Genomic DNA, 26,316 nt, shown 5'->3' with positions numbered 1-26,316 from the left:
GGGTGTGACCTCGCAGCCACCGACGCCGCCTCCGGCGCAGCAGCCCCCGGGGCAGCCGCCTCCGCCGGGGCCGGCCGCGGCGCGCCCGCGTCCGCGCCGCGATCCGCTCGCGGAGGTCATCGAGCGGCTGCGCGGGGCCGGACTCGACCCGGACCTGGGCGAACTCGCCGACGCCGTGTGGCTGGCGCGCTGGTCGCAGCCCACCACCGCGGGCGCGGAGCCCGGCGAGTGGGCCGACGGCCCGCGCCCGGCGGGGCCCGCGACGCGCGCGCACGGCGCCGGCCCCCTGGAGCGGCCGCCGGCGGACGGTGCGGGAGCGGAGCCCGCCGAGGACCCGGGGACGGACTCCGGCCGGTCCCGCGGCCGCTCCCTCGGGGGCAACATCGCGCTGTACCCGGGGGAGCGGGACCGCACGGCCGGCGGCGGACGGGGCGCCGCCCTGCCGGGCGGCGCCGTCTCCATCGGCGTTCCCGAGGCGCCGTCGCTCCCCGGGCTGCTGGAGCTGCAGCGGGCGCTGCGCCCGCTGCAGCGCTACCACAGCGCCGCCCCGCCGATCCGCAGCGTGCTGGACGAGGCCGCCACCGCCGAGTGCAGCGCGCGGGCCGGCGGGCTGCTGATGCCGGTCTTCCGCAGCGTCTCGCGCGGCGACGCCTCGCTGCAGCTGCTGATGGACGCCTCCTCGTCGATGTACGTGTGGGAGCGCATGCTGGGCGAGTTCCAGCAGGTCTTCGGCCAGCTCGGCGCCTTCCGGGACGTGCACGTGCAGTACCTGCACCAGTCGCCGGACGGCGGTGCGGCCGTCAGCCGCCGCTTCGAGGCCGGCACCGCGCCCCTGCGCTCGGCCGACCAGCTCAGCGACCCGACAGGCCGTCAGGTGACGGTGCTGGTCAGCGACTGCGCCGGGCCGCTGTGGCGCAGCGGCGAGGCGCACCGGCTGCTGCACCGGCTCTCCCGGTACGCGCCGGTCGCCGTGCTGCAGCCGCTGCCGCAGCGGCTGTGGTCCCGCACCCGGCTGCCGACCTCGTACGGGCTGCTGATGCGCGGGCAGGGCCCCGGGCATTCGGCGGCGCTGCACTTCGAGGGCGAGGGTGTCACGGAGCGCCCCGGCCTGGCCCCGATCCCGGTGCTGCCGCCGACGGCAGCCGCGCTCGGCGCGTGGGCGCGGCTGCTCTCGGGGACCGGCACCGGCCCGGTGCCGGCCGCGGTGGGCTGGGTGCGCGCCGACCAGCCGGCGGCGCCGCCGTCCCGGCCGCGCAGACCGCTGGCGCCCGCGGAACTGGTCGCCCGGTTCCGCTCCGCCGCCTCGCCGGGCGCGGCGCAGCTCGCCGTGTACGTCGCCGCGGCCCCGCTGTACCTGCCCGTCATGCAGCTGGTGCAGCGCACGATGCTGCCCGACTCCGGGCCCGCGGAGCTCTCCGAGGTGCTGCTCAGCGGGCTGCTCACCCGGGCGGGCTCGGGCGGCTCCAGCGGGCCGGGCACGGAGACCCCCGCGTACGGCACGGTCGTCGACACGACGCCCCCGTACGGCACCGTGATCGGCGAGGCGCCCCCGGCGCGCCCGCCGGCGCAGTGGTACGAGTTCGCCGAGGGCGTCCAGGACGTGCTGCTGGGCCCGCTGGGGCGGGACGAGGCGCTGCTGGTGCTCAAGCACTGCTCCGAGTACGTCGAGCAGCGCTTCGGGCTCGGCGGCCCCAACTTCCCGGCGCTGGCCATCGCCCAGCTGTCGGACGACCGCGGCGAGGCGGCCCAGGGCCGGCTGCCGCTGGACGGCGGCACGGAGGACTCGGCGCGGCGGGCCGCGCAGCCGTTCGCGCAGGTGGCGGCGAAGGTACTGGAACGGTTCATCCCCCTGACGGACGTCGCCGAGCAGGTCCCGGTCACGCCTTCCGGCGCCCCCCGCTCCGAGGCGGCGCTGGAACGGGCGCGGGCGCTCGTCGCGCGCTTCGAGGCCGACGGGATGGTGCAGAGCCTGCTGGACGCGGTGCAGCTGCTGCGCAGGGCGGCGGCCGCGGGGCTGCCGACGGAGGCCGATCCCGAGCTGTGGGGCGAGCTGGCCCAGGACCTGCTGCGGCTGTGGCGGCTGCAGGGCGGGGCGCAGCTGTTGCGCGAGGCGCAGTCCGCCGCGGAGACCGCCGCCGCCGCGCCGGGTGCGGTGCGGGCCCGCGCCGTGCTGGCCCGGGTGCTGCACGCCGCCGCGTCGGACCTGCGCGCGCTGGGCCAGCGGCAGGCCGCGCTGGAGCTGCTGCGGCGCGCGGACCGGGAGTTCACGGCGGCCGGTGCCGCCGCGGACCTGGAACCGGGCGAGGCGCTGCGGATCACCCTGGAGCGCGCCGAGGTGCTGGAGGAGCAGTGGCGGCTCAGCGGGGACACCGGGCCGTTGGAGGAGACCATCGGGATGCTGGAGGCGTTCTCCGACGGGCGCCCCCGGGAGGGGCGCGACGCGGCGCAGCCGGCCGGGCTCTCGCTGGCCCGGGGCCGGGCGCTGCTGATGCTGGCCGGGACGGCCGACGACCAGGAGCGGTCCCGGGTGCAGGCCGGGCAGGCCGCCGAGTCGCTGGAGTTCGCCCGCGCCGCGATGGCCGCGGAGCAGGCGCCGATCGAGGACCGGGTGCGGGTCCAGCTGCTGCTGACCGACGCGCTGCTGCTGGCGGGCGACCGGCTGGAGCAGGCCGGCCGGCTGCTGGCGAGGACCCTGGAGGACGTCAGGGAGCAGTCGCTGCGGGCCGAGGTGCTGGTCCGCTCCGCCCGGCTGTGGGTGCGGCGGTACGAGGCGGGCGGCCCGCCCTCCGACCTGGACGAGGCGGCCGACCGGTTCGAGGAGGCGGGCCGGCTGATGCTGCGCGACCGCCCCGAGTACGGGCAGCTGATGGAGGAGTGGGGCGAGGTCCTGCTGCGGCGGGCGGACCTGGCGGGCGGCGCGACGGTCGTCTCACGGGCGATAAGGGTGCTGCGGGACTGCCGGATGCACTCCCCGGCCGGCCACCCCCGGCTCACCCACCGGCTGATGATGCTGGGCCGGGCGCTGCTGCTGCGGTACCGGACGCGGCGGGACCTGCTCGACCTGCGGGACGCGGAGCACATCTTCGGACTGGCGGCCAGGAACGGCGGCCCGCCGCTGGAGCGGGCGCGCGCCTGGCTGGCGCTGGGCGAGGTCCGGCACGCGCTGGGCGAGGTCCGGCACGTCGGCGGCCCCGACCGGTGGGACCAGGCGGCCGACGCCTTCCGCCGGGCCGCCGAGACGGCGCGCCTCGCCGAGGAGGGGATGCCCGACCCGGCGGCCGCGGTGCGGCTGGCCGCGGAGGCGCACCGCTGGCGCGGCCAGGTCAACGAGTCCGCGCAGTGGCCGCGGGCGGCCCGGGAGGCGTACCGGGCGGCCCTGGAGGAGTGGCGCAGGCTGCCGGACGGCGGCGGGCGGGACGCCGAATGGACGGCGGAACGGCTGGCCGCCCTGGGCGGTGGAAGGTAGGAGGGGCGGCCGGCAGACCGCGCCGGGGTTTGGCCGCCCGGTGGGCGGGCATCCCAGATGGGCCCCAACTAAGGGGCAGCGAAGGTGGTGTGACGATGCGTCAGCACGAGAGCGCGGAGCGTACCGAGGAGCAGGAAGTCACCGGGGCGCAGGGCCCGGGGACGGCGGGACTGCCGGATCTGCTGGACCTGGACCTGGAGACATTGCGCGAGCTGGACCATCCGGTGCTCTCCGAGGTGCTGGAGGGGCTGCGCGGCCGGCTCGGCGAGCCGACGGAGATGCTCTGGGGATTCGGCAACGCCTTCTGACCGGGCGCTTCGGCGGGCCCTTCGACAAGGCCGCCGGAGCCCTCGACCGGCCCCGTTTCGGTCGTGTTCGGCGCCGTTCCGGACAACGCCGGTCCTGAGGGGTTTACAGCGTCGCGCCGGAGGAAGGTCTCGCCACGACCGGGGGACGGGAGTTTTCACCGTGAGGCACGTGGGACACCAGACGGGGGCACCACCGGAGAGAGCACCGCGGACCTTCACCGGGACGGAGGCGGAGGCGGACCGTCCGCGTCCGGTCCCCTTCCGGCAGTTCATCCTCAAGATGAACGGCCGCTGCAACCTCGCCTGCCGCTACTGCTACCTCTACGCGGGCCCCGACAGCGGCTGGCGGAAACGTCCCGTCGCACCCGCCGCCCCGGTGCTGGACGCCGCCGCCCGCCGGATCGCCGAGCACGCCGCCGCGCACGGCCTCACCGACGTCTCCGTCGTCCTGCACGGCGGCGAGCCGCTGCTCGCGGACGCCGCCGTGCTCGGCGGCGTCGTCGCCCGGGTGCGGGCGGCCGTCCCCGCCGGGTGCGCGGTGCACGCCACCGTCCAGACCAACGGCACGCTGCTGGACGAGGACCGGCTGCGCACGCTGGCCGCCCACCGCGTCCGGGTCGGCGTCAGCCTCGACGGCGGGCTGCCCGCCCACAACCTGGCCCGGGTGGACCACGCGGGCCGCCCCTCGTGGACCGCCGCCGCGCGCGGCCTGCGGCTGCTCGCCGAGGACCGGCACCGGGAGAGCTACGCGGGCGTGCTCTGCGTCGTCGACCTCGCCTCCGACCCCGCCGAGGTCTACGACTCGCTGCTCGCCTTCTCGCCGCCCGCCGTGGACTTCCTGCTCCCGCACGGCAACTGGAGCGCGCCACCGCCCGGCCTGCCCGCGCCCGCCGGGCGGCCCGCCCCGTACGGCGACTGGCTGTGCACGGTCTTCGACCGGTGGTGGCGCTCCGACCGCCGCCGGGTCCGGGTGCGGATCTTCGAGGAGTGCCTCGCGCTGCTGCTCGGCGTTCCCGCGGCCACCGAGTCCCTGGGGCTGCAGCCGTTCGACGCGGCGGTCGTGGAGACCGACGGCAGCATCGAGCAGGTGGACTCGCTCAAGTCCGCCTACGAGGGCGCCGCCGCCACCGGCCTCGACGTCTTCCGCCACAGCTTCGACCAGGCCCTCGCGCACCCCGGGATCGCCGCCCGCCAGGGCGGGGCGGCCGCGCTGGCCGGGCAGTGCCGGCGCTGTCCCGTGGTGCGGGTGTGCGGCGGCGGGCACTACGCGCACCGGTACCGGGCGGGGGAGGGCTTCCGCCACCCGTCGGTGTACTGCGCCGACCTGGAGCGGCTGATCCGCCACGTCGCCGCCCGGCTCGCCGAGGCGGCCGCGGCATGACCGCAGGCCGCTCCTCGCCGGCGCACCGGAGCGTCTCCGACGCCGTACTGCGCGAACTGGGCGCCACCCACGGCGGCCCCGGCGCGCTCGCCCTGCTCACGGCCGGGCAGCACACCCTGCGGCTGCTGCAGCTGCGGGCCCTGCTCGACGCGGTCGCCGAGACGCCCGGCCCGGTCGCCGTGCGGTGCCGGCGGCACTGGGCGCTGCTCGAAGCCGCCGACCGGGCCGACCGGGAGGCCGCCCGCCGGGTGCTCTTCTACCCGCTCGTCGGCCCCTGGCTCCGCCGCTGCCTGCGCCGCCTGGGCACCGCGGCCACCGAAGCCACCTCCAGCGAGCACGAGGCCGAACTCACCCGCGAGCTCGCCCACCTCGGCGCCCTCGCGGCGGCCGCCGCCGTCCGCGCCGGCCTGCCGTTCACGCTGCGGCTCGGTGCCGCGGAGGGACTGGGGGACGACGACGTGCTGACGCTGCCCACCCTGGGCGCGCTGGGCGTGCCGGGGACGACGGGGCTGCACTTCGACGGGCGGCTGCTGACCGTCACCCCGGAGCACGGCGCTCCGGCCGCGATCCGCCGCCACCCCGACGGGACCTGGCGCTCGGACGATCCGCGCTGGTCCCCGCTGCGGGTCCTCACCGGCGGGCCGCGGCCCGTCCTGCTCGACGAGATCGACCCGTTCCGCACGGCGGACAGCGGGCTGGAGCGCCACGGGCTGCGACCGGGCGACCGGATGGGCGCCGACGAGCCGGAGCAGTGGCAGTCGGCCTGGGACGGCGCCCTGCCGATGATCGCGCTCGGCGGCCCGGTGCGCACCGACGAGGTCGCCGCCCTGCTGGACTGCCTGGTGCCGCTCGCCCCGCCCCCCGGGGCGGTCCCGTACGGCGGCGCCGCCGCGCACTGCAGCGGCACCCGCCGCGAGGCGTTCGGCGCGGTGCTCAGCAGCACGCCGCGGACCCCGGCGTACCTCGCCGCGACGCTCGTCCACGAGTTGCAGCACGCCAAGCTCAGCGCGCTCACCGACCTCGTCCCGCTGCACACCGCGGGCCCCCGGCAGCGGTACTGGGCGCCCTGGCGGCCCGACCCCCGGCCCTTCGACGGGCTGCTGCAGGGCGCGTACTCGCACCTGGCGCTCGCCGAGTACTGGCAGCTGTTCGCGCTCGGCGCCAAGGACGCGGCGGAGCGCGACAAGGCGTGGGCGGAGCACTCCCGCTGCCGCGAGCAGGTCGGCGCCGCGCTGCCCTCGCTGGCCGGGTCGCAGAGCCTCACCCGCGAGGGGCGGGTGTTCGTCGGCGCCATGGTCCGGCAGCTCACCCGATTGAAGGATCATCCGCCGCCCCAGGGGCACTTGGCCCGAGCGAGCGCCTACGTGGAGACCGCCCGCAGGATGTGGCGGAGGCAGACCTCGGGAGGGGAACCGCCGGTGTATGTTCCCAGCAGAGGCATCTAACGGCGCGTCAAGGCCGTACGTTCGTTCGCATCACGAGGGAGACGGTCGCATGACCGTAGTGCGGAAGTCGACGGCAACGGCCGAGAGGCAGCCCGTCACCATCAGTTTCGCGGGATTCAACCGCGCGTGGGCCGCGTGGATCGGCAACCGGCTGGAACGCCAGGGGCACCGGGTTTCGTTCGCCCGTTTCGACCCGCCTCCGGGCACCACGATCGAGCAGGCCCTCGAGGACCTCATGCTCGCCGAGGGACGCATCCTCATCATCCTCAGCGACTGGTACTTCCAGTTGGGGCCGCGCACCCACGAGGAGTGGAACAAAGCGCTCCGCACCGTGGTCGCCACCAACCCGGACCGCTTCGCCGCGGTCTCGGTCACCAACGCGGCGCTGCCCACCGCGACCGCCGCCCTCAGCGCCTCCTCGCTGTGGGGCATCGGCGCGCACGAGGCCGAACGCCGCCTGCTGGCCCGGATCGGCACCGCCGACACCGCGCCGCCGGAGGAGACCCCGGCCCGCGGCGGTCCGCGCTTCCCCTACGACCAGCCCCGCGTCTGGGGCGGCGTGCCGCGCCGCAACATCCGCTTCACCGGCCGCGAGAACCTGCTCGGTGACATCTACCACCGGCTGCAGCAGGCAGAACAGGGCGCCGCGGTCGTCACGCTGCTCGGCATGTCCGGCGTCGGCAAGACCCAGATCGCCGCCGAGTACGTCTACCGCTTCGGCTCCGAGTACGACGCCGTCTGGTGGGTCCCCGCGGACCAGCGCGGCACCCTGCGCCAGCGGCTGGCCGAACTCGCCCCCGCGCTGGGCCTGACCACCGGGCCCGAGTACGGCGAGCGGCTGCGGGCCGTGCTCGACGCGCTGCGCCGGGGCACCCCGTACTCCCGCTGGCTGCTCGTGCTGGACGGCGCCGACCAGGTCGGGGACATCGCGGACCTGCTGCCCAGCGGTCCCGGGCACGTCCTGATCACCTCGCAGAACCGGGCCTGGGGCGAGCACAACACCGCCCTGATGGAGATCCCGGTCTACACCCGCGACGAGAGCATCGCCTTCGTCCGCCGCCGGGCCGCCCGCCTCGACGTGAGCGACGCCAACCGGCTCGCCGAGGCGCTGGAGGACCTGCCGCTGCTGCTCGACCAGACCGCGGGCTGGCTCAGCGACTCGACGATGTCCGTCGACGAGTACATCGGCCTGCTGATCACGGGCTCCAACGCCGAGGCCGGCCTCAGGGTCGCCGCCGACTTCCCGATGACGTTCCAGACCGCCTGGTCGATACTGCTCAACCAGCTGCGCGACACCGAACCGGCCTCGATCGAACTGCTGCGGCTGTGCGTCTTCTTCGCACCCGGGCCGATCCCCGTCCGGCTGCTGCGCGAGCTGCCCCTGCGCGACCTGCCGGAACAGCTGGTCGGGCTGATGAACGACCCGCTGCGCTGGAACGACGCCACCGCCAAGCTCGTCCAGTACTCGGTGGTCCGCCGCGAGTCCCACGACGTGGGCGTCGACGAGCCGGGCGGCGGCTCCGACATCCTGCACATGCACCGGATGGTCCACCAGACCGTCCGCGACGGCATGCCCGAGGCCGTCCGGGCCGAGTACGCGGGCGTCGTGCGCCGGGCCCTGGCCGCCGCCGACCCCGGCCGTCCCACCGACACCCGGCTGTGGCCGCGCTACGCCGAGCTGACGCCGCACCTCAAGGCGGCCGGGGTGCTGGAGAGCACCGACCCGGACGTCCAGCAGCTGGTGCTCAACTCGCTGCGCTACATGTACCTGTCGGGCGAGTACAAGTCCGGGCTGAAGCTGGCGCAGCGCGCCATGGTGGCCTGGCGGGAGCTCCTGGGCGAACTCCACCCCAGGATCTGGGACCTCAGCCACCACTACACCAACCTGCTGCACTCCACGGGCGACTACGTGAAGGCCGAGGCGATCTCCCGGGCCGCCGTCGACCACCTGCGCGAGGAGCGCGGGCAGCAGGACCTCGACCTGCTGCGCGCCGCGTCGGGGCTGGCGGCGTCGCTGCGCGGCCTCGCCCGCTACGACGAGGCGTACGAGGTGTCCCGGCTGGTCCTGGAGGGCTATCTCGAACTCGTCGGCGTGCGCGACTCGCGCACGCTCAGCGCCCGCAGCAACCTCGCGGTCTCGCTGCGGCTGCTCGGCCGCTACGAGGAGGCGCTCGACCTGGACCGGGAGACCCTCGACATCCGCCGCGAGGCGCTGCGTCCGCTGCACAACTGGACGCTGATGTCGGAGAACAACTACGCCTACGACCTGCGGCTGCTCGGCCGGTACGACGAGGCCGTCTCCGTCCAGGACCGCAGCGTGCGCACCCACCGCGACGTGATGGGCGCGGACAACCCGCAGACGCTCCGCGCCGAGCACAACCTCGTCATGGGCCAGTACCGCGCGGGCGACCGCCGCTCCCAGGCGGTGCTCGCCCGGCTGCTGGAGCGCGTGGAGCGGGTGCTGGGCGAGAGCGACCCGCTGACGCTCATGGTGGCCGCCACCTACTCCTGCGTGGCGCGCGAGCACGGCGACCTGGACCGGGCGCGCGCCATCGGGGAGGCCGTCACCCGGCGCTACACCGCCACGCTCGGCGCGGCCCACCCGTACGTGGTGGGCACGCTCGGCAACAACGGGCTGGTGCTGCGCGCGGCGGGCGAGCGGGACCAGGCGCGCGAGCTGGTCGAGGAGTCGCTCGCCGGGATGGTCGAGGCCGTCGGCCCGGACCACCCGTGGACGCTGGGGTGCGCGCTGAACGCCACCGCCACCCGCAACTTCTCCGGCGACCCGGAGGCCGCCGCCGAGCTCAGCCGCGACACCGCGACCCGCTCGGCGTCGGTCCTGGGCGCCCGGCATCCGCTGACGCTCTCCGCCCGGGTGGCGCTCGCCGCCGACCTGCGGGCGCTGCGCAAGCGCCAGGAGGCGGAGAAGGTCGAGGAGGAGGCCATCGCGACGCTGGGCACGACGCTGGGCACGCAGCACATCCACACCGTCTCGGCCCGCTCGCGCACCCGGCCGTACTGGGACTTCGAGCCCCACGTGAGCTAGCCCGGCCGGCCGGCTCCGCCGCACGGAAAAGGGCCGGGCCCGCCACCTGAACTCAGGTGGCGGGCCCGGCCCTTCGCGCTTGCCGCCAGGTCAGATCGTGAAGACCTCGTTGACCAGGGCCTCCTGCTCGGCCTGGTGGCGCTTGGCGGAGCCGACGGCCGGCGACGAGGACGACGGGCGGGACACCCGGCGCAGTCGGTCGGCGTTGTCGGGAGCGGCGCCCAGCACCAGGTCCAGGTGGTCGATCAGGTTCAGGGCGATGAACGGCCACGCACCCTGGTTGGCCGGCTCGTCCTGCGCCCACACGTACTTCTGGGCACCGGTGTACCGCGCCAGCTCGGTCTGGATCTCCTTGCCGGGGAGCGGGTAGAGCCGCTCGATCCGGACGATGGCGACCTCGTTCGCGCCCTTGGCCTCACGTGCCGCGACCAGGTCGTAGTAGACCTTGCCGGAGCAGAAGACCACCTTGCGGACCGCGGACGGGCTGACCGTCGTGTCACCGATGACCGGCTGGAAGCCGCCCGAGGTGAAGTCCTCGGACCGGGAGTTCGCGGCCTTCAGACGCAGCATCGACTTCGGGGTGAAGACGATGAGCGGCTTGTGGTGCGGGTTGTGCACCTGCCAGCGCAGCAGGTGGAAGTAGTTCGCCGGCGTGGTGGGGCTGGCGACCGTCATGTTGTTCTGCGCGCACATCGCGAGGAAGCGCTCGATGCGGGCCGAGGAGTGGTCCGGGCCCTGGCCCTCGTAGCCGTGCGGCAGCAGCAGGGTGACGCCGGACGTCTGGCCCCACTTCTGCTCGGCGGAGGAGATGAACTCGTCGACGACGGTCTGCGCGCCGTTGACGAAGTCACCGAACTGCGCCTCCCACATCACCAGCGCCTCGGGACGGGCCAGCGAGTAGCCGTACTCGAAGCCCATCGCCGCGTACTCGCTGAGCAGCGAGTCGTAGACGTTGTAGCGGGCCTGGTCGTCGGAGAGGTAGAGCAGCGGGGTGTAGTCCTCGCCGGTCTCCCGGTCGACCAGCACGGCGTGCCGCTGGCCGAACGTGCCACGGCGGGAGTCCTGGCCGGCGAGCCGGACCGGGGTGCCCTCCATGAGCAGCGAGCCGACGGCGAGGGTCTCGCCCATCGCCCAGTCGATCGTGCCGTCCTCGACGCTGGACGCGCGGCGCTGCAACTGCGGCAGCAGGCGCGGGTGGACGGTGATCCGGTCCGGGATGTTGACCTGGGCGGCGGCGATCCGCTTGATCGTCTCCTGGCTGATCGCCGTGTCCAGCTTGACCGGGAACTCCTGCGTCGGCACCGGCATCTCGGTGGCGGCGGGGGCGGAGGCGGCCTCGCGGACCTCGGTGAAGACCTTCTCCAGCTGGCCCTGGTAGTCCTGCAGGGCCTGCTCGGCCTCTTCCAGGGTGATGTCGCCCCGGCCGATGAGGGACTCGGTGTAGAGCTTGCGCACCGAGCGCTTCTTGTCGATGAGGTCGTACATCAGGGGCTGGGTGAACGAGGGGTTGTCGGCCTCGTTGTGACCGCGGCGGCGGTAGCAGACGAGGTCGATCACGACGTCCTTGTTGAACGTCTGGCGGAACTCGAAGGCCAGCCGCGCGACGCGGACCACGGCCTCCGGGTCGTCGCCGTTCACGTGGAAGATCGGCGCCTCGATCATGCGGGCGACGTCGGTGCAGTACATCGACGAGCGCGACGCGGCCGGGGCGGCGGTGAAGCCGACCTGGTTGTTGATCACGATGTGCACGGTGCCGCCGGTGCGGTAGCCCCGCAGCTGCGACATGTTGAGCGTCTCCGCGACGACGCCCTGGCCGGCGAAGGCCGCGTCGCCGTGCAGCGCGACCGGCATGACCGTGAAGTCGGTGCCCGCCTTGTTGATGATGTCCTGCTTGGCGCGCGCGATGCCCTCGACGATCGGGTCGACGGCCTCCAGGTGCGAGGGATTGGCCGCCAGCGAGACGGTGATCTGCTCGCCGTCCAGACCGGTGAAGGTGCCCTCGGCGCCCAGGTGGTACTTCACGTCGCCGGAGCCGTGCATCGACTTCGGGTCGAGGTTGCCCTCGAACTCGCGGAAGATCTGCGCGTACGACTTGCCGACGATGTTGGCCAGCACGTTCAGCCGGCCGCGGTGGGCCATGCCGATGACGACCTCGTCGAGCCGCGCCTCGGCGGCCGCGTCGATGACGGCGTCGAGCAGCGGGATGACGGACTCGCCGCCCTCCAGCGAGAAGCGCTTCTGGCCGACGTACTTGGTCTGCAGGAACGTCTCGAACGCCTCGGCCGCGTTCAGCCGGCGCAGGATCCGCAGCTGCTCGTCGCGCTCCGGCTTGGTGTGCGACCGCTCGACGCGGTCCTGGATCCACCGGCGCTGCTTCGGGTCCTGGATGTGCATGAACTCGACGCCGACGGTGCGGCAGTACGAGTCGCGCAGCACGCCGAGGATGTCGCGGAGCTTCATCAGCGACTTGCCGGCGAACCCGCCGACCGCGAACTCGCGCTCCAGGTCCCACAGCGTGAGGCCGTGCTCCAGGACGTCGAGGTCCGGGTGCTTGCGCTGGCGGTACTCCAGCGGGTCGGTGTCGGCCATGACGTGGCCGCGGACCCGGTAGGAGTGGATCAGCTCGAAGACCCGCGCGGCCTTGGTGACGTCGTCGTCGTGCGCGGTGTCGATGTCGGTCCGCCAGCGGACCGGCTCGTACGGGATCCGCAGCGACTCGAAGATGTCGTCGAAGAAGCCGTTCTCGCCCAGCAGCAGCAGGCTCATCTGGCGCAGGAACTCGCCGGACGCCGCACCCTGGATGACCCGGTGGTCGTAGGTGCTGGTCAGCGTCATGACCTTGGAGATGCCGAGCTTGTTCAGGGTGTCCTGCGACGTGCCCTGGAACTCCGCGGGGTAGTCCATCGCGCCGACGCCGAGGATCAGGCCCTGGCCGGGCATCAGGCGCGGCACGGAGTGCACGGTGCCGATGCCGCCGGGGTTGGTCAGCGACGCGGTGACGCCGGTGAAGTCGTCCATCGTCAGCTTGTTCGCGCGGGCGCGGCGGACGATGTCCTCGTACGCCTGCCAGAACTCGAAGAAGTTGAGCGTCTCGGCCTTCTTGATGGCCGCGACGACCAGCTGGCGGTCGCCGTTGGGCTTCACCAGGTCGATGGCCAGGCCCAGGTTGACGTGGGCCGGCTTGACGAGCGTCGGCTTGCCGTCCTTCTCCGTGAAGGAGTGGTTCATCGTCGGCATGGCCTTGAGGGCCTGCACCATCGCGTACCCGATGAGGTGCGTGAAGGAGACCTTCCCGCCCCGGGCGCGCTTGAGGTGGTTGTTGATGACGATGCGGTTGTCGAACAGCAGCTTCACGGGGACCGCGCGGACGCTGGTCGCCGTGGGCAGCTCGAGGCTCGCGTTCATGTTCTTCGCGACGGCGGCCGACGGGCCGCGCAGCGTGACGTACTCCGGTCCGTCCGCGGCGGCGGCCGGTTCCGCGGCCTTGGCCGGTGCGGCCGCCTTCGCGGGAGCGGCGGCGGCCGGCTTGGCGGGGGCCGGGGCGGCCGCGGGCTTGGCCGCGGCGGGGGCCGGCGCCGGAGCGGCGGCCTTCGCGGCGGCCGGCGCGGCCTGGGGTGCAGGGACGGCAGCCGGGGCCTGCGCGGCCGGGGCCGGCGCGGTGACCGGGGCGGCCACGGCGGATCCCGTGTCCGTCCCTGGCTTGTAGTCGGCGAAGAAGTCCCACCAGGCTCGGTCTACCGAGTTCGGGTCCTGGAGGTACTGCTGGTAGATCTCATCGACGAGCCACTCGTTGGGGCCGAAACCCGCGACAGGGCTCTTGCCCTGCCCGGTGGCGTCGATCGAGGTAGTCGAGCTATTGGGGGACTGTGGCGACACGGCGGCAACCGCCCTCTTCCGCTTCACAAGATGGTGGACAGCGGGAATAAAGGCTACGCCTACCGGGCCGTTCGGCGCAGGCCCGGGGGTCAGTCGTCGCGTAAGTCACACCGGAAGAGGGGTTTCGACGCTGTACGTGGCGGGAAATTGGACCCTCTTGAGGGGTTGTGACGGCAGTCCCCCGTACGAGTACGGCCCGCTGTCCGCCGCACCCGTATTGCCAGCCTATGTCAACGTTGCGCGGGAACCGAACCCGGAAGCGTGACGCGGATCCGGCAGCCCCGCGGCGATTCGGCCACCTCGATGTCCCCGCCGTGCAGATCGACCGCCCAGCGGGCGATGGCCAGGCCCAGCCCCGTACCGCCGTCGCCGCCGGGGTGGGCGCCCCGGTTGAAGCGGTCGAAGACCCGGTTGCGCTCGGACTCCGGTATGCCGGGGCCCTCGTCCCGCACGTCCAGGTCCAGGCTGCCCGGGGCGTCCCCGCGCCGGGCGCGGACGGTGACCCGGCCGCCGGGCGGGCTGTGCTTGACGGCGTTGTCGACGAGGTTGGCGACCACCTGGTGCAGCCGCTCGGCGTCCGCATAGGCGGTCAGCTCCGGCGGGGAGACGTCCAGGTGGAGGTGGACGTCGGCGCGGGGGCGGCTGCGCGAGCCGGCGCGGGCGCCGCCCTCCATGCCCAGGCTGGCGGTCTTCAGCACGGCCGACAGGTAGGGCCAGACCTCGAACGGCTTGGCGTCCAGGCGCACCGCTCCGCTGTCCAGCCGGGACAGGTCCAGCAGCTGGCTGACCAGCTTGCCCAGCCGCTCGGTCTGCTGCAGCGCGGTGCGCATCGTCTCCGGATCGGCCTCGGAGACCCCGTCGACGACGTTCTCCAGGACCGCCCGCAGGGCCGCGATGGGCGTCCTGAGCTCGTGTGAGACATTCGCCACCAACTCCTTGCGGTGCTGGTCCACGGCCTCCAGATCGGCCGCCATGCGGTTGAAGGTCTCCGCCAGCTCGCCGACCTCGTCCCGCCGGACCCGCGCCACGCGGCGGCTGTAGTCGCCCTGCGCCATGGCCCGCGCGACCGCGGTCATCTCGCGCAGCGGCGCCGTCAGGCCGTGCGCCACGAACTGGGTGATCAGCAGGCAGGCGATGATCGAGAAGATGGTGATCACGCGCAGCTCGGTGGCCGAGTGGATGGCGACGATCACCAGCAGGGTCGTGATCAGTACCGAGACCACCACCAGCAGCTGCAGGGCGGCCTTGATGGACCGGAGCGGGTCGTAGGGCCGCAGCGCCGCCCACAGGCGCTCCCACAGCCGCACCCCCGTCCTCATGGGGCGGGGGTCTCCAGCGCGTAGCCGACCCCGTGCACCGTACGGATCCGCTCGGCGCCGATCTTGCGGCGGAGCGCCTTGACGTGGCTGTCGACGGTGCGGGTGCCGGACGCGTCGGCCCAGTCCCAGACCTCGGCCAGCAGCTGCTCACGGGAGAGGACGGCGCGCGGCTGCTGGGCCAGGCACACCAGGAGGTCGAACTCGGTCGGGGTCAGGTGCACGTCGGTGCCGCGCACCCGCACCCGTCTCTGCGAGTTGTCGATCTCCAGGTCGCCCAGCTGCAGGCTGCCGCCGCGCGGGCTGTGCGCGGCTATGGTCGCGCGCTCGACCCGGCGCAGCAGCACGTGCACCCGGGCGGCCAGCTCGCGCATGGAGAACGGCTTGGTCATGTAGTCGTCCGCGCCGACCCCGAGGCCGACGAGCATGTCGGTCTCGTCGTCACGCGCGGTGAGCATCAGCACCGGCACCGGCCGCTGCGCCTGGACCCGGCGGCAGACCTCCAGGCCGTCGTAGCCGGGCAGCATGACGTCGAGCACCAGCAGGTCCGGCTGCCAGGCGATCGCGGTGTCGACCGCGGTGGGCCCGTCCCCCGCCGTGCGTACCTGGAACCCCTCGGCGCGCAGCCTGGCCGCGATGGCGTCGGCGATCGTCGGATCGTCCTCCACCACCAGCACCCGGCGCTGCGCGCCCGGCGTCGTCTGTGTGCTGTCCATTGCCGCCCCACAAGGTCGTCCCGGTTGGCATGCAGCGTACGGGGCGGCCGACGCGCTCGGCTACGTGGCCCAAAAGGGACAGTCGGCGCTCTTTCCGGGCGCCTCGGAGGTGATCGCTCAGAGCGAACAGCGGATGGGGAACACCAGGGGCCTCACATGCATTGAGTCCACATAGCTCAACTTGCTTGCTTAGGGAGAGATCATGGCTGCTGTATCCGCATCGTCCGGACCGCTCACCCTGCCCGTGCTGCCACTGGACGACGCTGTGGTGCTGCCCGGCATGGTGGTGCCGCTGGACCTGACGGACACCGAGGTACGCGCGGCCGTGGAGGCCGCGCAGTCCGCGCACGTCCCAGGAAGTAAGAGCAAGCCGCAGGTGCTGCTTGTTCCGCGGATCGACGGCACGTACGCCGCCGTCGGCACGCTCGGCTCGATCGAACAGGTCGGCCGGCTGCCCGACGGGGATCCCGGGGCGGTCATCCGCGGGGTGAAGCGGGTGCGGATCGGGGCCGGGACCACCGGGCCCGGCGCCGCGCTGTGGGTGGAGGCGACCGAGGTGGAGGAGCCACCGGTCACCGAGGCGCCCGGCGCCGTCGCCGACCTCGTCAAGGAGTACAAGGCGCTGGCCACCAGCTGGCTGCGCAAGCGCGGCGCCTGGCAGGTCGTGGACCGGGTGCAGCAGATCGAGGACGTCTCGCAGCTCGCCGACAACTCCGGCTACTCGTCGTTCCTGACCACCGAGCAGCGCGTGCGGCTGCTGGAGACCGGCGACCCGGTGGAGCGGCTGCGGATCGCCATCGCCACGCTCCGCGACCACCTCGCGGAGCAGGACGTCGCGGACACCATCCGCAAGGACGTGCAGGAGGGGATGGAGAAGGCCCAGCGCGAGTTCCTGCTCCGCCAGCAGCTGGACGCGGTCCGCAAGGAGCTCTCCGAGCTGAACGGTGAGCCGGAGGACGAGGCGGGCGACTACCGGGCCCGCGTCGAGGCCGCCGACCTGCCGGAGAAGGTCCGCGAGGCCGCCCTGAAGGAGGTCGAGAAGCTGGAGCGCTCCTCCGACGCCTCGCCCGAGGGCAGCTGGATCCGCACCTGGCTGGACACAGTGCTCGAACTGCCGTGGAACACCACCACCGACGACGTCTACGACATCCCGGGCGCCCGCTCGGTGCTCGACGCGGACCACGCGGGCCTGGACGACGTCAAGGAGCGCATCACCGAGTACCTGGCGGTGCGCAAGCGCCGCTCGGACCGGGGCCTCGGCGTGGTCGGCGGCCGCCGCGGCGGCGCCGTGCTGGCGCTCGTCGGCCCTCCCGGGGTCGGCAAGACCTCCCTCGGCGAGTCCGTCGCGAAGGCCATGGGGCGGAAGTTCGTCCGGGTCTCGCTCGGCGGCGTCCGGGACGAGGCGGAGATCCGCGGCCACCGGCGCACCTACGTCGGCGCGCTGCCCGGCCGGATCGTCCGGGCCATCAAGGAGGCCGGGTCGATGAACCCGGTGGTGCTGCTGGACGAGATCGACAAGGTCGGCTCCGACTACCGGGGCGACCCGGCGGCGGCGCTGCTGGAGGTCCTGGACCCGGCGCAGAACCACACCTTCCGGGACCACTACCTGGAGGTCGAGCTGGACCTGAGCGACGTGGTCTTCCTGGCCACCGCCAACGTCCTGGACTCGATCCCCGAGCCGCTGCTCGACCGGATGGAGCTGGTCCGGCTGGACGGCTACACCGAGGACGAGAAGGTCACCATCGCCCGGGACCACCTGGTCCCGCGCCAGCTGGAGCGGGCCGGACTGCTCACCGACGAGGTGGCGCTGGACGACTCGGCGCTGCGCAAGCTCGCGGGGGAGTACACCCGTGAAGCGGGTGTCCGCACCCTGGAGCGGTCGATCGCCCGCATCCTGCGGAAGATCGCGGCCCGGCACGAGTTGGGCGAGCAGAAGCTGCCGTTCACCGTCAGCGACGCGGACCTGCGGGCGCTGATCGGGCGTCCGCACCACACGCCCGAGTCGGCGCAGGAGCCCGACGAGCGGCGGACGGCCGTCCCCGGGGTGGCGACCGGCCTCGCCGTGACCGGCGCGGGCGGCGACGTGCTCTTCATCGAGGCGTCGCTGGCCGATCCGGAGACGGGCGGCTCGGGGCTGATCCTCACCGGACAGCTCGGCGACGTGATGAAGGAGTCGGCACAGATCGCGCTCTCCTTCCTGCGCTCGCACGGCGCGGAGCTGGAGCTGCCGGTGGGCGACCTGAAGGAGCGCGGCGTGCACATCCACGTGCCCGCCGGCGGCATCCCCAAGGACGGCCCGAGCGCGGGCGTCACCATGACGACGGCGCTCGCCTCGCTCCTGTCGGGGCAGCGGGTCCGCACCGACGTGGCCATGACCGGTGAGGTGTCGCTGACCGGGCGGGTGCTGCCGATCGGCGGCGTCAAGCAGAAGCTGCTGGCCGCGCACCGGGCCGGGATCACCACGGTGATCATCCCGAAGCGCAACGAGCCGGACCTGGACGACGTGCCCGCGGAGATCCTGGAGAAGCTCGACGTCCACCCGGTCTCCGACGTCCGCCAGGTGCTGAAGCTGGCGCTGGAGCAGTCGGCGGCGAGCGACCGGATCCCGGTCGCCGCCTGACCGCTGCCCCCGTGGCGGACACGCCGACAGGGCGCCCCCCTCCCCCCGTGCGGAGGGGCGGCGCCCTGTCGTCGTGCTGGTTCGCGCGGAGCGGCTATCCGTTGGCGAAGGCCTGCAGCCGGTCGTAGGCCCCGTTGAAGCGGTCCTGGTCGCCGGGGAAGACGCCGGAGTCGGCGTACTGCCAGATGGTGTGGAAGCCCCAGCCGGCCGGCAGGGCGCCGACGCTGGTGGAGTAGCGCGGGATCCACAGCGGGTTGGTGCCGGAGAAGGCGCTGCTGTTGCCGGTGCACTGCGTCCACCAGTTGGTGGAGGAGTAGATCGTCGGGTAGCGGCCGGTACGGGCGCGGTACTGGTTGCTGAACGCGGCGATCCAGTTGACCATGCTGCCGGCGCTCAGGCCGTAGCAGGTGGCGCCGTACGGGTTGTACTCGATGTCGAGCGCGCCGGGCAGCGTCTTGCCGTCACCGGACCAGCCGCCGCCGTGGTTGACGAAGTAGTCGGCCTGGGCGGCGCCGCCGGAGCTGTTCGGCAGCGCGAAGTGGTACGAGCCGCGGATCATCCCGACGTTGTACGAGCCGTTGTACTGCTGGGCGAAGTACGGGTTGGTGTACGAGGTGCCCTCGGTGGCCTTGACGTAGGCGAACCGCCCGCCGTTGGACCAGGCGGCCGACCAGTTGACGTTGCCCTGGTAGCCGCTGACGTCCATGCCCGGGGTCTGGGTGACCAGTGGGGTGGCCACGCCGCCGGTGCTGGTGCTGCCGCCCTCGTGGGCGCGGATGGTCGAGCCCATCCAGTCGAGTTCGGGGTGGGTCATCGGACCGCTGCCGGCCGCGCCGGCGGAGTTCGGCAGGGCCAGGAGGGCGGCGAGGAGGGCGGCGAGGAGGGCGATGAGCACCCCGGCGGTGAGTGCTGCTCTGGTGCGGAAGGATCCTGGACCGTGCACGGCGGATGGGGCTCCGAAGGACATGTGTGCCTCCATGGGGGACGGGGCCTGACGCGCACCATGGCTTTGGGATGGCCATGACACGATGAAGGTAGGTGCGGAAACTACGCGCGTGGAAGGGTCCCCGGGAACCGCCGTTGGTCTACACCTGCGAAATACTGGGGCGCCTGCGGGAACGACGAACGCTGGAAGAAACTTTCAGCCCTCTGAAAGCGAAAGCGCTGTGGACGAGCAGATGGAAGCCCTGGAACGCGAGCTGACGGTGTTCTACCGGCGGGCCCGCGCGTCCTCCGGCGAGATGGCGCGCGAGCTGCACCCGGAACTGGAACCCGCCGCGTACGGACTGCTCGTCCGGCTCCAGGAGTGCGAGCCCGAGCGCGCCACCGACCTCGCCGCGTACTTCGGCGTCGGCAAGGCCACGATGAGCCGGCAGCTGCGCGCGCTGGAGGTGCTGGGCCTGGTCACCCGCGAGCCGGACCCCGCCGACGGCCGCGCCTTCCTGATGCGGATGACGGCCGAGGGCCGCGAGCGCTTCTCCCGCGTGCGCGCCGCCCGGCGCTCCCGCTACCTGCGCCGGCTGGCGTCCTGGGACCGCGGCGAGGTCAGCGAACTGGCGCGCCTGCTGCAACGGCTGAACGAACTGCAGGATTCCGACGACTAGGGAGTGTCTTCATATCGGCGTCGTCCGCCCGGAGGGCGGGGTCGGCGGGGTCTGGTGCGTGCGATCGCAAGGCGGAGGAGGGAGTCCATGCGGAGCATCGGTGACCGACGACAACGCCGCGAGCGTGCGTGCCAGACCCCGCCGACCAGACGAGGATGTGAAGACACGACCTAGGCCGGGCCGGATCCCGTACGGCGGTCCCTCGGGCCGAGGCCCCTCAGAGTTCCACCAGGGCGGCCGTCGCGTCGTCGAAGGGCTTGCCGCGCGGGACGGCGCGGCCCGCGGGGTCGGCGGACTCCGCGGCGCGCACCCGCTCGATCAGCGTCTGCGGCCCCTCCGCGCGCAGCAGCGCGAAGGTGCCGGCCCAGTCCTCCGTGCGGAAGACCTCGACGAGGCGGCTCGCCCCGTCGGTCAGCGCGGCGAGGGCGCGGACCTCTTCGCGCGGGGTGGTGCCGGTGACCGCGCGGGAGACCACCGCCGGATCCGCCGCGGCGGTGAAGAAGCCGCCCTCGGCGTTGCGCAGCTCGGGGACGGCGCGGCCCTCGGCCACCAGCCGGTCGATGCGGTCGTCCAGCACCGGCGTGACCTTGCCGTCGGGGGCTTCGAGGAGCAGCACCGAGTCGGAGAGCACGAGATGCTCCACGCTGTCCTGATTCCACCGGACTGTGACCACGGTGGCCTGCGGCGTCAGCTGGTGATAAAGATCACAGGTGTCGCGGTGGGCGTCCGCCGTACGGCTAATTGCGGTCGCCAAACAGTCGGAGAGCGTCATCTCCGAGCGCGAAACGGACAGTTCGAGCAGGGCTCCACCCAGGCGCGCCACGAACCACGGCACGGAGTGGACGCAGTCGCCGTTGCCGGGCCTCGGTGTGACGCCGTCCAGCAGGACCAGCGCGCCACCCTGCCCGGAAGCGGGCAGGGCCACGGCGAGGAAGTCCTCGTTCGGGTGGTCGGAGGTGCCGGGTTCGGTGCTGGTCTCGATGCGCATGGCTCAATTCTGCCGGAGCCCCGTTCGAACCCCCTGGTCCGTACCTGATCATCCCCGCGGCGCCGCCGATCCCCGTTCCTGGCCGCCTGACATGGGCGGATGGCGTGCGGGCGGGCATCCTGCCAGGGGTCGGCCGCGACACCAAACCTGACCGATGGTCACGGATTGAGACGTTCCGATCCGGGGTTGTCGGTCAACTCATGCTTGCGATTCACTCGTTCGGGTGTCGGGGAGGGGGACGCGCGGCCCCGTCTCCAACGGGCTGAGAGGGTCGGGCCCATTGACCAGGCGAGACGGGATTGCGAGCTCCGGTGCGAAGACGACGTGAACCGCGCGGCGGGGTCCCCCCGACGACGGCCCAAGGACGGGTGCGCAGCCGGTTGCTGGCCGCCCTGCTGATCTGCGCCGTCCTCGTGCCGGCCGCGGCCGCGCCCGGAGTGGCGGTCGCCGTGGGCGACGTGTCCGACGCGCAGGACGAGGTGACGGCGGCCGAGTCGGCCATCCGCGCCATCTCGCTGGCGCACTCGCTCGCCGACGAGCGCGACGACATGGCCGCCTTCGTCGCCGGCGGCCGCTCCACCGCCCCCGGCACCGGCGCCCCCGGCCTCTCCGAGTCGCAGCGCAACCGTGTCGACCGCCAGACGCAGGGCCTGACGGCCGACGAGGACACCGCCACCGAACTGCGCGAAGTGCTGGCGACCCTCCCGCAGATCCGGCAGGACGTGCTGACCGGCACGGGCCCGCCACAGGCCGTCGTCGCCGCCTACACGCCCCTGCTGGACGCCCTGGGCCGCGTCAGGGGCCCGGTGACCGCGCCCCTCAGCCGCGCCGCCGCGCTGGCCGCCACCGAGCGCGGCCTCCTGGTGAGCGCGCTCACCGGCACCGGCTCCCAGCGGACGCTGGCCGCCGAGGCGCAGACCGTCGCGGTGCAGGAACGGGCCGCGCTGGCCGACTTCCGCGCCACCGCGCCGCAGGAACTGCGCGACCAGTACAGCCAGACCGTCACCGGCGCGGACGTCGCCACGGCCGAGAACGACCTGCGGCTGCTCACCGACCAGCCGCAGCTGACCGGCTCCGACCGGGCGCTGGGCACCGCCGAGGTCAAGGCCGCGCTCACCGCCAGGATCGACCTGATGCGCAGCGTCGAGTCCTCGCTCGCCACCGCCGAGGCGGACGCGGCGGCCGAGCGCCGGGACGACGCCGTGACCGCCCTCGAACTGCGGGTCGCGCTGGCCGCGCTGTGCCTGCTGGTCGCCGTCGGCGTCCTCGTCTCCACCGCCCGCTCGCTCACCCGGCCGCTCGCCGCGCTGCACCGCTTCGCCACGGGCCGCTCCGAGGAGGCGCGCGTCGTCGGCGACGACGAGTTCGCGACGGTCGCCCGCCGCATCAACGTGCTCATCACCGAGCTGCGCGCGGTCCAGGCCCGCGGCCTCGAACTCGGCGCGGAGCGGACCGCGCTGCTGTCCGTCCGCGACGCGCTCGCGGCCGAACGGGACAGCCTGCTGCAGCAGCGGGAGGCGGCCCGCGCCGTGCCCGCCGGGAACGGCAGCGACCGGACCGGCGCGCACACCACGTACGTCAACCTCTCGCTGCGCACCCTCGGCCTGGTGGAGCGCCAGCTCGCCCTGATCGAGGGGCTGGAGGACCGCGAGCAGGACCCGGACCGGCTGGAGACGCTCTTCCGGCTGGACCACCTCGCCACCCGCATGCGCCGCAACAGCGAGAACCTACTGGTCCTCGCGGGCACCGAGCACAGCCACGGCGCCGCCGCCAAGCCCGTGCCGCTGGTCGACGTGGCCCGCGCGGCGATCTCGGAGATCGAACGGTACGAGCGGGTGCGGATCCAGGCGCTGCCCACCGGGCAGCTGGCGGGGCACGCGGCCGACGACGCCAGCCACCTGGTCGCCGAACTGCTCGACAACGCGACCGCGTTCTCACCGCCGCACTCCGAAGTGCAGCTCGCCGGCTGGATGCTGGAGAACGGCGAGGTGATGCTCTCGGTCGAGGACCAGGGCATCGGCGTCCCGCCGGAGCGGCTCGCCGAGCTGAACGCGCTGCTCACCGACCCCGAGCCGGCCGCGCCCGGCAACGCGACCGGCATGGGGCTGTACGTCGTGGCCCGGCTCGCCGCCCGCCACGGGATCCGCGTGCAGTTGCGCGAGCAGCAGCAGGGCGGCATCGCGGCCGTCGTCGTCCTGCCGGGCCGGCTGCTGCCCGCCGCCCGCCCCGACGACGCCCCGGCCAACCCGGTCCAGGCCGCGATCGCGGGCGAGCCGCTGCCGGAGCCCGGCGTTCCGGAAGCGCTTCCGACCGCGGCGGGACCCGCGCCGGAGGCCTCCGTGGAGCACGCGGGACCGGAGCGCGACCCGGCGGGGCAGCCGCCCGAGGGCGGCGTCGCCCGCCCGCGGCGCGCGCCCGACGACGCGGCGGCGGGCGAAGTCGCGGCGGGCACCACGGCCACCGAGGACACCGTCACCGGGACCGGCCTGCCGCAGCGCGTGCCGCGCAGCAGCGGGCTGACCGGCGAGCCGGCCGCCCGCCGCCAGGGGCGGACCGGGCCGGTGGACGCGGAAGCGCTGCGGCGCAAGTTCGGCGGACTGCAACGAGGACTTCGGGACGGACGACGGGACGCGGAAGAGGAGACCCGGGCGGCAGACCCGGAGCAGGCAGGCCCAACGGGGGGCACGGGCGCAGCTGGAACCATCGAGGAGGCGAGCCGTTGAACGCGGCGAGTACGGATACGAAGGACCTGAGCCATGAAGCCCGCAACCTGCGGTGGTTGCTGAGCAACTTCGTCGAGGAGGTGCCCGGCGTCCACTCGGTCGCCGTGGTCTCCTCCGACGGGCTGCTGCTGATCACCTCCGGCGCGGACCCGGAGGCGCCGGCGGAACCCGGCGGGCAGCAGTCGCCCGCCGGTCCCGCGGACGCCCGGGCGGACCTGGCCACGGTCGTCTCCGGCCTCGCCTCGCTGACCGACGGCGCGGCCCGCCTGATGGACGGCGGCCGGGTCCGGCAGACCGCGGTCGCCATGGACGAGGGCAGCCTGTTCGTCATGTCGATCAGCGACGGATCGCTGCTCGGCGTCCACGCCGCCGCCGACTGCGACATGAGCGTCGTCGGCTACCACATGGCGCTCTTCGTCGGCCGGGCCGGACACGTCCTGACCCCCGCGCTCCGCGACGAGTTGCGGCAGTCCAGGGAAGCCGCCGGCGCCGTGGGCGAGGGCGGTCGCTGATGTCCATGTCCCTGCCCCAGCGCGGCGCCGACCACCGCACCGCGCGGGTCCGCCCGTACGCCCTGACCGGCGGTCGCACCCGTTTCGGCCATGTGCTCTTCGTCGAGACGTTCGTGGCGAGCGTCGACGGCCCGGAACCGGGTTTCGTGCTGGCCGCGGGCCGCTGGGCCGAACGGGTCATGCCGGAGATGCGCGCGATCGTGGAGTTGTGCCGCAGAATGCGGTCGGTGGCCGAGATCTCGGCCCTGCTGCGGATGCCGCTCGGCGTCGTCCGCGTACTGCTCAGCGACCTGGCTGATCAGGGAAGGATCCGCGTCTACGGAACCGGGCACGGGCCCGGCAGCCCTGATCGCGCGCTGTTGGAAAGGGTGCTCGGTGGACTTCGCAGGCTTTGAGGAGACCGGCGGCACGCAGGAGTGGCAGACGGAGCGCGGGCGCGCGCCGGTCTCCACCAAGATCGTGGTCGCGGGCGGATTCGGCGTGGGCAAGACGACCTTCGTCGGCTCGATCTCGGAGATCACGCCCCTCACCACCGAGGCGGTGATGACGCGGGCCAGCGAGTCCGTGGACGACCTCGGCTCGACCCCGGACAAGACGACGACCACCGTCGCGATGGACTTCGGGCGCATCACCCTGGACCAGGACCTGGTGCTGTACGTCTTCGGCACGCCCGGCCAGCAGCGGTTCTGGTTCATGTGGGACGACCTGGTGCGCGGCGCGATCGGCGCGATCGTGCTGGCCGACACCCGGCGGCTGGCCGAGTGCTTCCCGGCGCTCGACTACTTCGAGGGCTGCGGGCTGCCGTACACCGTTGCCGTCAACCAGTTCGAGGGCACGCCGGAGTACACCGAGCAGGACGTCCGCGAGGCGCTCGCCGTGCCGCCGCACATCCCCGTCCTGATCTGCGACGCCCGCAAGCGGTACTCGGTGGTGGAGGCGCTCATGGCGCTGGTGGCCCACGCCCTGGCGGAACAGCCGCTCTGAGCGGTGTGAACACGTAATTCTTGACGAAAGCCGGACCTTCATCATGCGCAAGATACTCATCGTCGGAGCCGGTCAGGCCGGGCTCCAACTGGCCCTGGGTCTGCAGGGCCGCGGTTACGAAGTGACCCTCATGTCCAACCGCACGGCCGACGAGATACGTGACGGCCGGGTGATGTCCACCCAGTGCATGTTCGACACCGCGCTGGGGCACGAGCGCGAGCTGGGCATCAACTTCTGGGAAGACCAGGCGCCGCGGATCGAGGGGCTGGGCGTCTCGGTCGCCGCCCCGGACGCGTCCCGCCCGATCGACTGGGTCGGCCGGCTGGACGGCTTCGCGCAATCGGTCGACCAGCGGGTGAAGATGGCCGGCTGGATGGAGACCTTCGCGGAGCGCGGCGGCAAGCTCGTGATCCACGGCGTCGCCGTCTCCGACCTCGACTACTTCTCGCGCGCCTACGACCTGGTGCTGGTCGCCGCGGGCAAGGGCGAGCTGGTCTCGATGTTCGGCCGCGACGCCGCCCGATCGCCCTACGACGCCCCGCAGCGCGCCCTGGCGGTCGCATACGTGCACGGCCTGGGCCCGCGCCCCGAGCACCCGGACTTCCTGGCGGTGCGCTGCAACCTGGTGCCGGGCGTCGGCGAACTCTTCGTCATGCCGACCCTCACCACCTCGGGCCCCGCCGACATCCTCTTCTGGGAGGGCGTCCCGGGCGGCCCCCTCGACGTCTTCCAGGGCGTCAAGGACCCCGAGGAACACCTGCGCCTCACCCTGGACCTGATGCGGCGGTTCACCCCGTGGGAGTACGACCGGGCCCGCTCGGTGGAGCTCACCGACGCGAACGGCACCCTCGCCGGCCGCTACGCGCCCACCGTCCGGCAGGGCGTGGCGGAACTGCCGTCGGGCGGCCTCGTCCTCGGCGTCGCCGATGTCGTCGTCGCCAACGACCCGATCACCGGGCAGGGCTCGAACAGCGCCGCCAAGTGCGCCGCGTCCTACCTGCGGAGCATCGTCGAGCGGGGCGACCAGCCCTTCGACGAGGCGTGGCTGCGGTCCGCCTTCGACCGGTACTGGCGGATCGCCGAGCCCGTCACCAAGTGGACCAACGCGATGCTCGCGCCGCCGCCCGAGCACGTGCTGCAGCTGATCGGCGCCGCGGGCGAGCTGCAGCCCGTCGCCGACCGCTTCGCCAACGGCTTCAACGACCCGGCCGACTACGAGCAGTGGTTCTTCGACCCGGAGCGGGCCGCGGCCTACCTCGACGAGGTGGGCCGGGCGGCCCAGCAGCCGGCCGACGCCTGACGCGAAGGGGCCGGGCCGCTCGTACCGCGAG

17 protein-coding genes are annotated in these 26,316 nt (G+C 73.6%); 12 read left to right on the top strand and 5 right to left on the bottom strand.

Annotated elements, in window-relative coordinates:
* Positions 1-4: 4 nt before the first annotated feature.
* From ABZ721_RS07505 to fxsT, 5 genes are all read left to right on the top strand, one after another.
* On the top strand, positions 5-3,466 hold the full coding sequence (locus ABZ721_RS07505) for an SAV_2336 N-terminal domain-related protein (protein WP_358787641.1): 3,462 nt from the start codon (positions 5-7) through the stop codon (positions 3,464-3,466).
* Between the two features lie 95 nt (positions 3,467-3,561).
* Positions 3,562-3,774 carry an FxSxx-COOH cyclophane-containing RiPP peptide gene (fxsA, locus tag ABZ721_RS07500; protein ID WP_358787640.1) on the top strand — a complete coding sequence of 71 codons (213 nt, stop codon included), beginning with the start codon at positions 3,562-3,564 and terminating at the stop codon, positions 3,772-3,774.
* Positions 3,775-4,054: 280 nt separating this feature from the next.
* Positions 4,055-5,155, top strand: coding sequence for an FxsB family cyclophane-forming radical SAM/SPASM peptide maturase (locus ABZ721_RS07495; RefSeq protein ID WP_358787661.1), 1,101 nt, complete (start codon positions 4,055-4,057; stop codon positions 5,153-5,155).
* Positions 5,152-6,600, top strand: a complete 1,449-nt coding sequence (locus ABZ721_RS07490; protein ID WP_358787639.1) for an HEXXH motif-containing putative peptide modification protein — start codon at positions 5,152-5,154, stop codon at positions 6,598-6,600. The genes ABZ721_RS07495 and ABZ721_RS07490 overlap by 4 nt, the downstream gene beginning before the upstream one ends.
* 49 nt (positions 6,601-6,649) lie before the next feature.
* A complete protein-coding gene (gene fxsT, locus ABZ721_RS07485; RefSeq protein WP_358787638.1) occupies positions 6,650-9,646 on the top strand; it encodes an FxSxx-COOH system tetratricopeptide repeat protein in 2,997 nt (998 codons plus the stop codon).
* Positions 9,647-9,736: 90 nt separating this feature from the next.
* Here fxsT and ABZ721_RS07480 read toward each other — a convergent pair whose 3' ends face one another.
* The 3 genes from ABZ721_RS07480 to ABZ721_RS07470 all read right to left on the bottom strand — a co-directional run bounded on the left by ABZ721_RS07480 (position 9,737) and on the right by ABZ721_RS07470 (position 15,554).
* Positions 9,737-13,522, bottom strand: coding sequence for a multifunctional oxoglutarate decarboxylase/oxoglutarate dehydrogenase thiamine pyrophosphate-binding subunit/dihydrolipoyllysine-residue succinyltransferase subunit (locus ABZ721_RS07480; protein ID WP_358787637.1), 3,786 nt, complete (start codon positions 13,520-13,522; stop codon positions 9,737-9,739).
* A gap of 230 nt (positions 13,523-13,752) precedes the next feature.
* Positions 13,753-14,841 (bottom strand): ATP-binding protein, encoded by a 1,089-nt coding sequence (locus ABZ721_RS07475; protein ID WP_358787636.1) that lies wholly within the window; start codon positions 14,839-14,841, stop codon positions 13,753-13,755.
* Positions 14,838-15,554 (bottom strand): response regulator transcription factor, encoded by a 717-nt coding sequence (locus ABZ721_RS07470; protein ID WP_283465910.1) that lies wholly within the window; start codon positions 15,552-15,554, stop codon positions 14,838-14,840. Before ABZ721_RS07470 ends, ABZ721_RS07475 begins: the two co-directional genes overlap by 4 nt.
* Positions 15,555-15,756: 202 nt before the next feature.
* Here ABZ721_RS07470 and lon point away from each other — a divergent pair, with 202 nt between their 5' ends.
* Complete coding sequence (lon, locus tag ABZ721_RS07465; RefSeq protein WP_358787635.1) at positions 15,757-18,174, top strand: endopeptidase La; 2,418 nt, start codon at positions 15,757-15,759, stop codon at positions 18,172-18,174.
* Between the two features lie 94 nt (positions 18,175-18,268).
* On the opposite strand, the gene ABZ721_RS07460 is transcribed toward lon, so the two are convergent.
* On the bottom strand, positions 18,269-19,141 hold the full coding sequence (locus tag ABZ721_RS07460) for a lysozyme (protein ID WP_358787634.1): 873 nt from the start codon (positions 19,139-19,141) through the stop codon (positions 18,269-18,271).
* A 211-nt stretch (positions 19,142-19,352) separates the two neighbouring features.
* Between ABZ721_RS07460 and ABZ721_RS07455 the strand changes: the two genes are divergently transcribed.
* Positions 19,353-19,778 carry a MarR family transcriptional regulator gene (locus ABZ721_RS07455; protein ID WP_358787660.1) on the top strand — a complete coding sequence of 142 codons (426 nt, stop codon included), beginning with the start codon at positions 19,353-19,355 and terminating at the stop codon, positions 19,776-19,778.
* A 217-nt stretch (positions 19,779-19,995) separates the two neighbouring features.
* Here ABZ721_RS07455 and ABZ721_RS07450 read toward each other — a convergent pair whose 3' ends face one another.
* Positions 19,996-20,766 carry a hypothetical protein gene (locus ABZ721_RS07450; RefSeq protein WP_358787633.1) on the bottom strand — a complete coding sequence of 257 codons (771 nt, stop codon included), beginning with the start codon at positions 20,764-20,766 and terminating at the stop codon, positions 19,996-19,998.
* A gap of 368 nt (positions 20,767-21,134) precedes the next feature.
* Here ABZ721_RS07450 and ABZ721_RS07445 point away from each other — a divergent pair, with 368 nt between their 5' ends.
* From ABZ721_RS07445 to ABZ721_RS07425, 5 genes are read left to right on the top strand one after another with little or no spacing between them, the layout of a single operon-like run.
* Positions 21,135-23,489, top strand: coding sequence for a nitrate- and nitrite sensing domain-containing protein (locus ABZ721_RS07445; RefSeq protein WP_358787632.1), 2,355 nt, complete (start codon positions 21,135-21,137; stop codon positions 23,487-23,489).
* On the top strand, positions 23,486-24,001 hold the full coding sequence (locus ABZ721_RS07440; protein WP_358787631.1) for a roadblock/LC7 domain-containing protein: 516 nt from the start codon (positions 23,486-23,488) through the stop codon (positions 23,999-24,001). The genes ABZ721_RS07445 and ABZ721_RS07440 overlap by 4 nt, the downstream gene beginning before the upstream one ends.
* On the top strand, positions 24,001-24,396 hold the full coding sequence (locus ABZ721_RS07435) for a DUF742 domain-containing protein (protein WP_358787630.1): 396 nt from the start codon (positions 24,001-24,003) through the stop codon (positions 24,394-24,396). The genes ABZ721_RS07440 and ABZ721_RS07435 overlap by 1 nt, the downstream gene beginning before the upstream one ends.
* A complete protein-coding gene (locus ABZ721_RS07430; RefSeq protein ID WP_138350878.1) occupies positions 24,377-24,985 on the top strand; it encodes an ATP/GTP-binding protein in 609 nt (202 codons plus the stop codon). Before ABZ721_RS07435 ends, ABZ721_RS07430 begins: the two co-directional genes overlap by 20 nt.
* A 43-nt stretch (positions 24,986-25,028) precedes the next feature.
* Entirely contained in the window at positions 25,029-26,285 is a 1,257-nt protein-coding gene (locus ABZ721_RS07425; RefSeq protein WP_358787629.1) for a styrene monooxygenase/indole monooxygenase family protein, read from the top strand.
* The last annotated feature ends 31 nt before the right edge of the window (positions 26,286-26,316 follow it).

The organism is Streptomyces sp. NPDC006733 (genome assembly GCF_040636125.1).
Taxonomy (GTDB): Bacteria; Actinomycetota; Actinomycetes; order Streptomycetales; family Streptomycetaceae; genus Actinacidiphila.
This window is presented reverse-complemented; position numbering and strand designations above follow the sequence as displayed.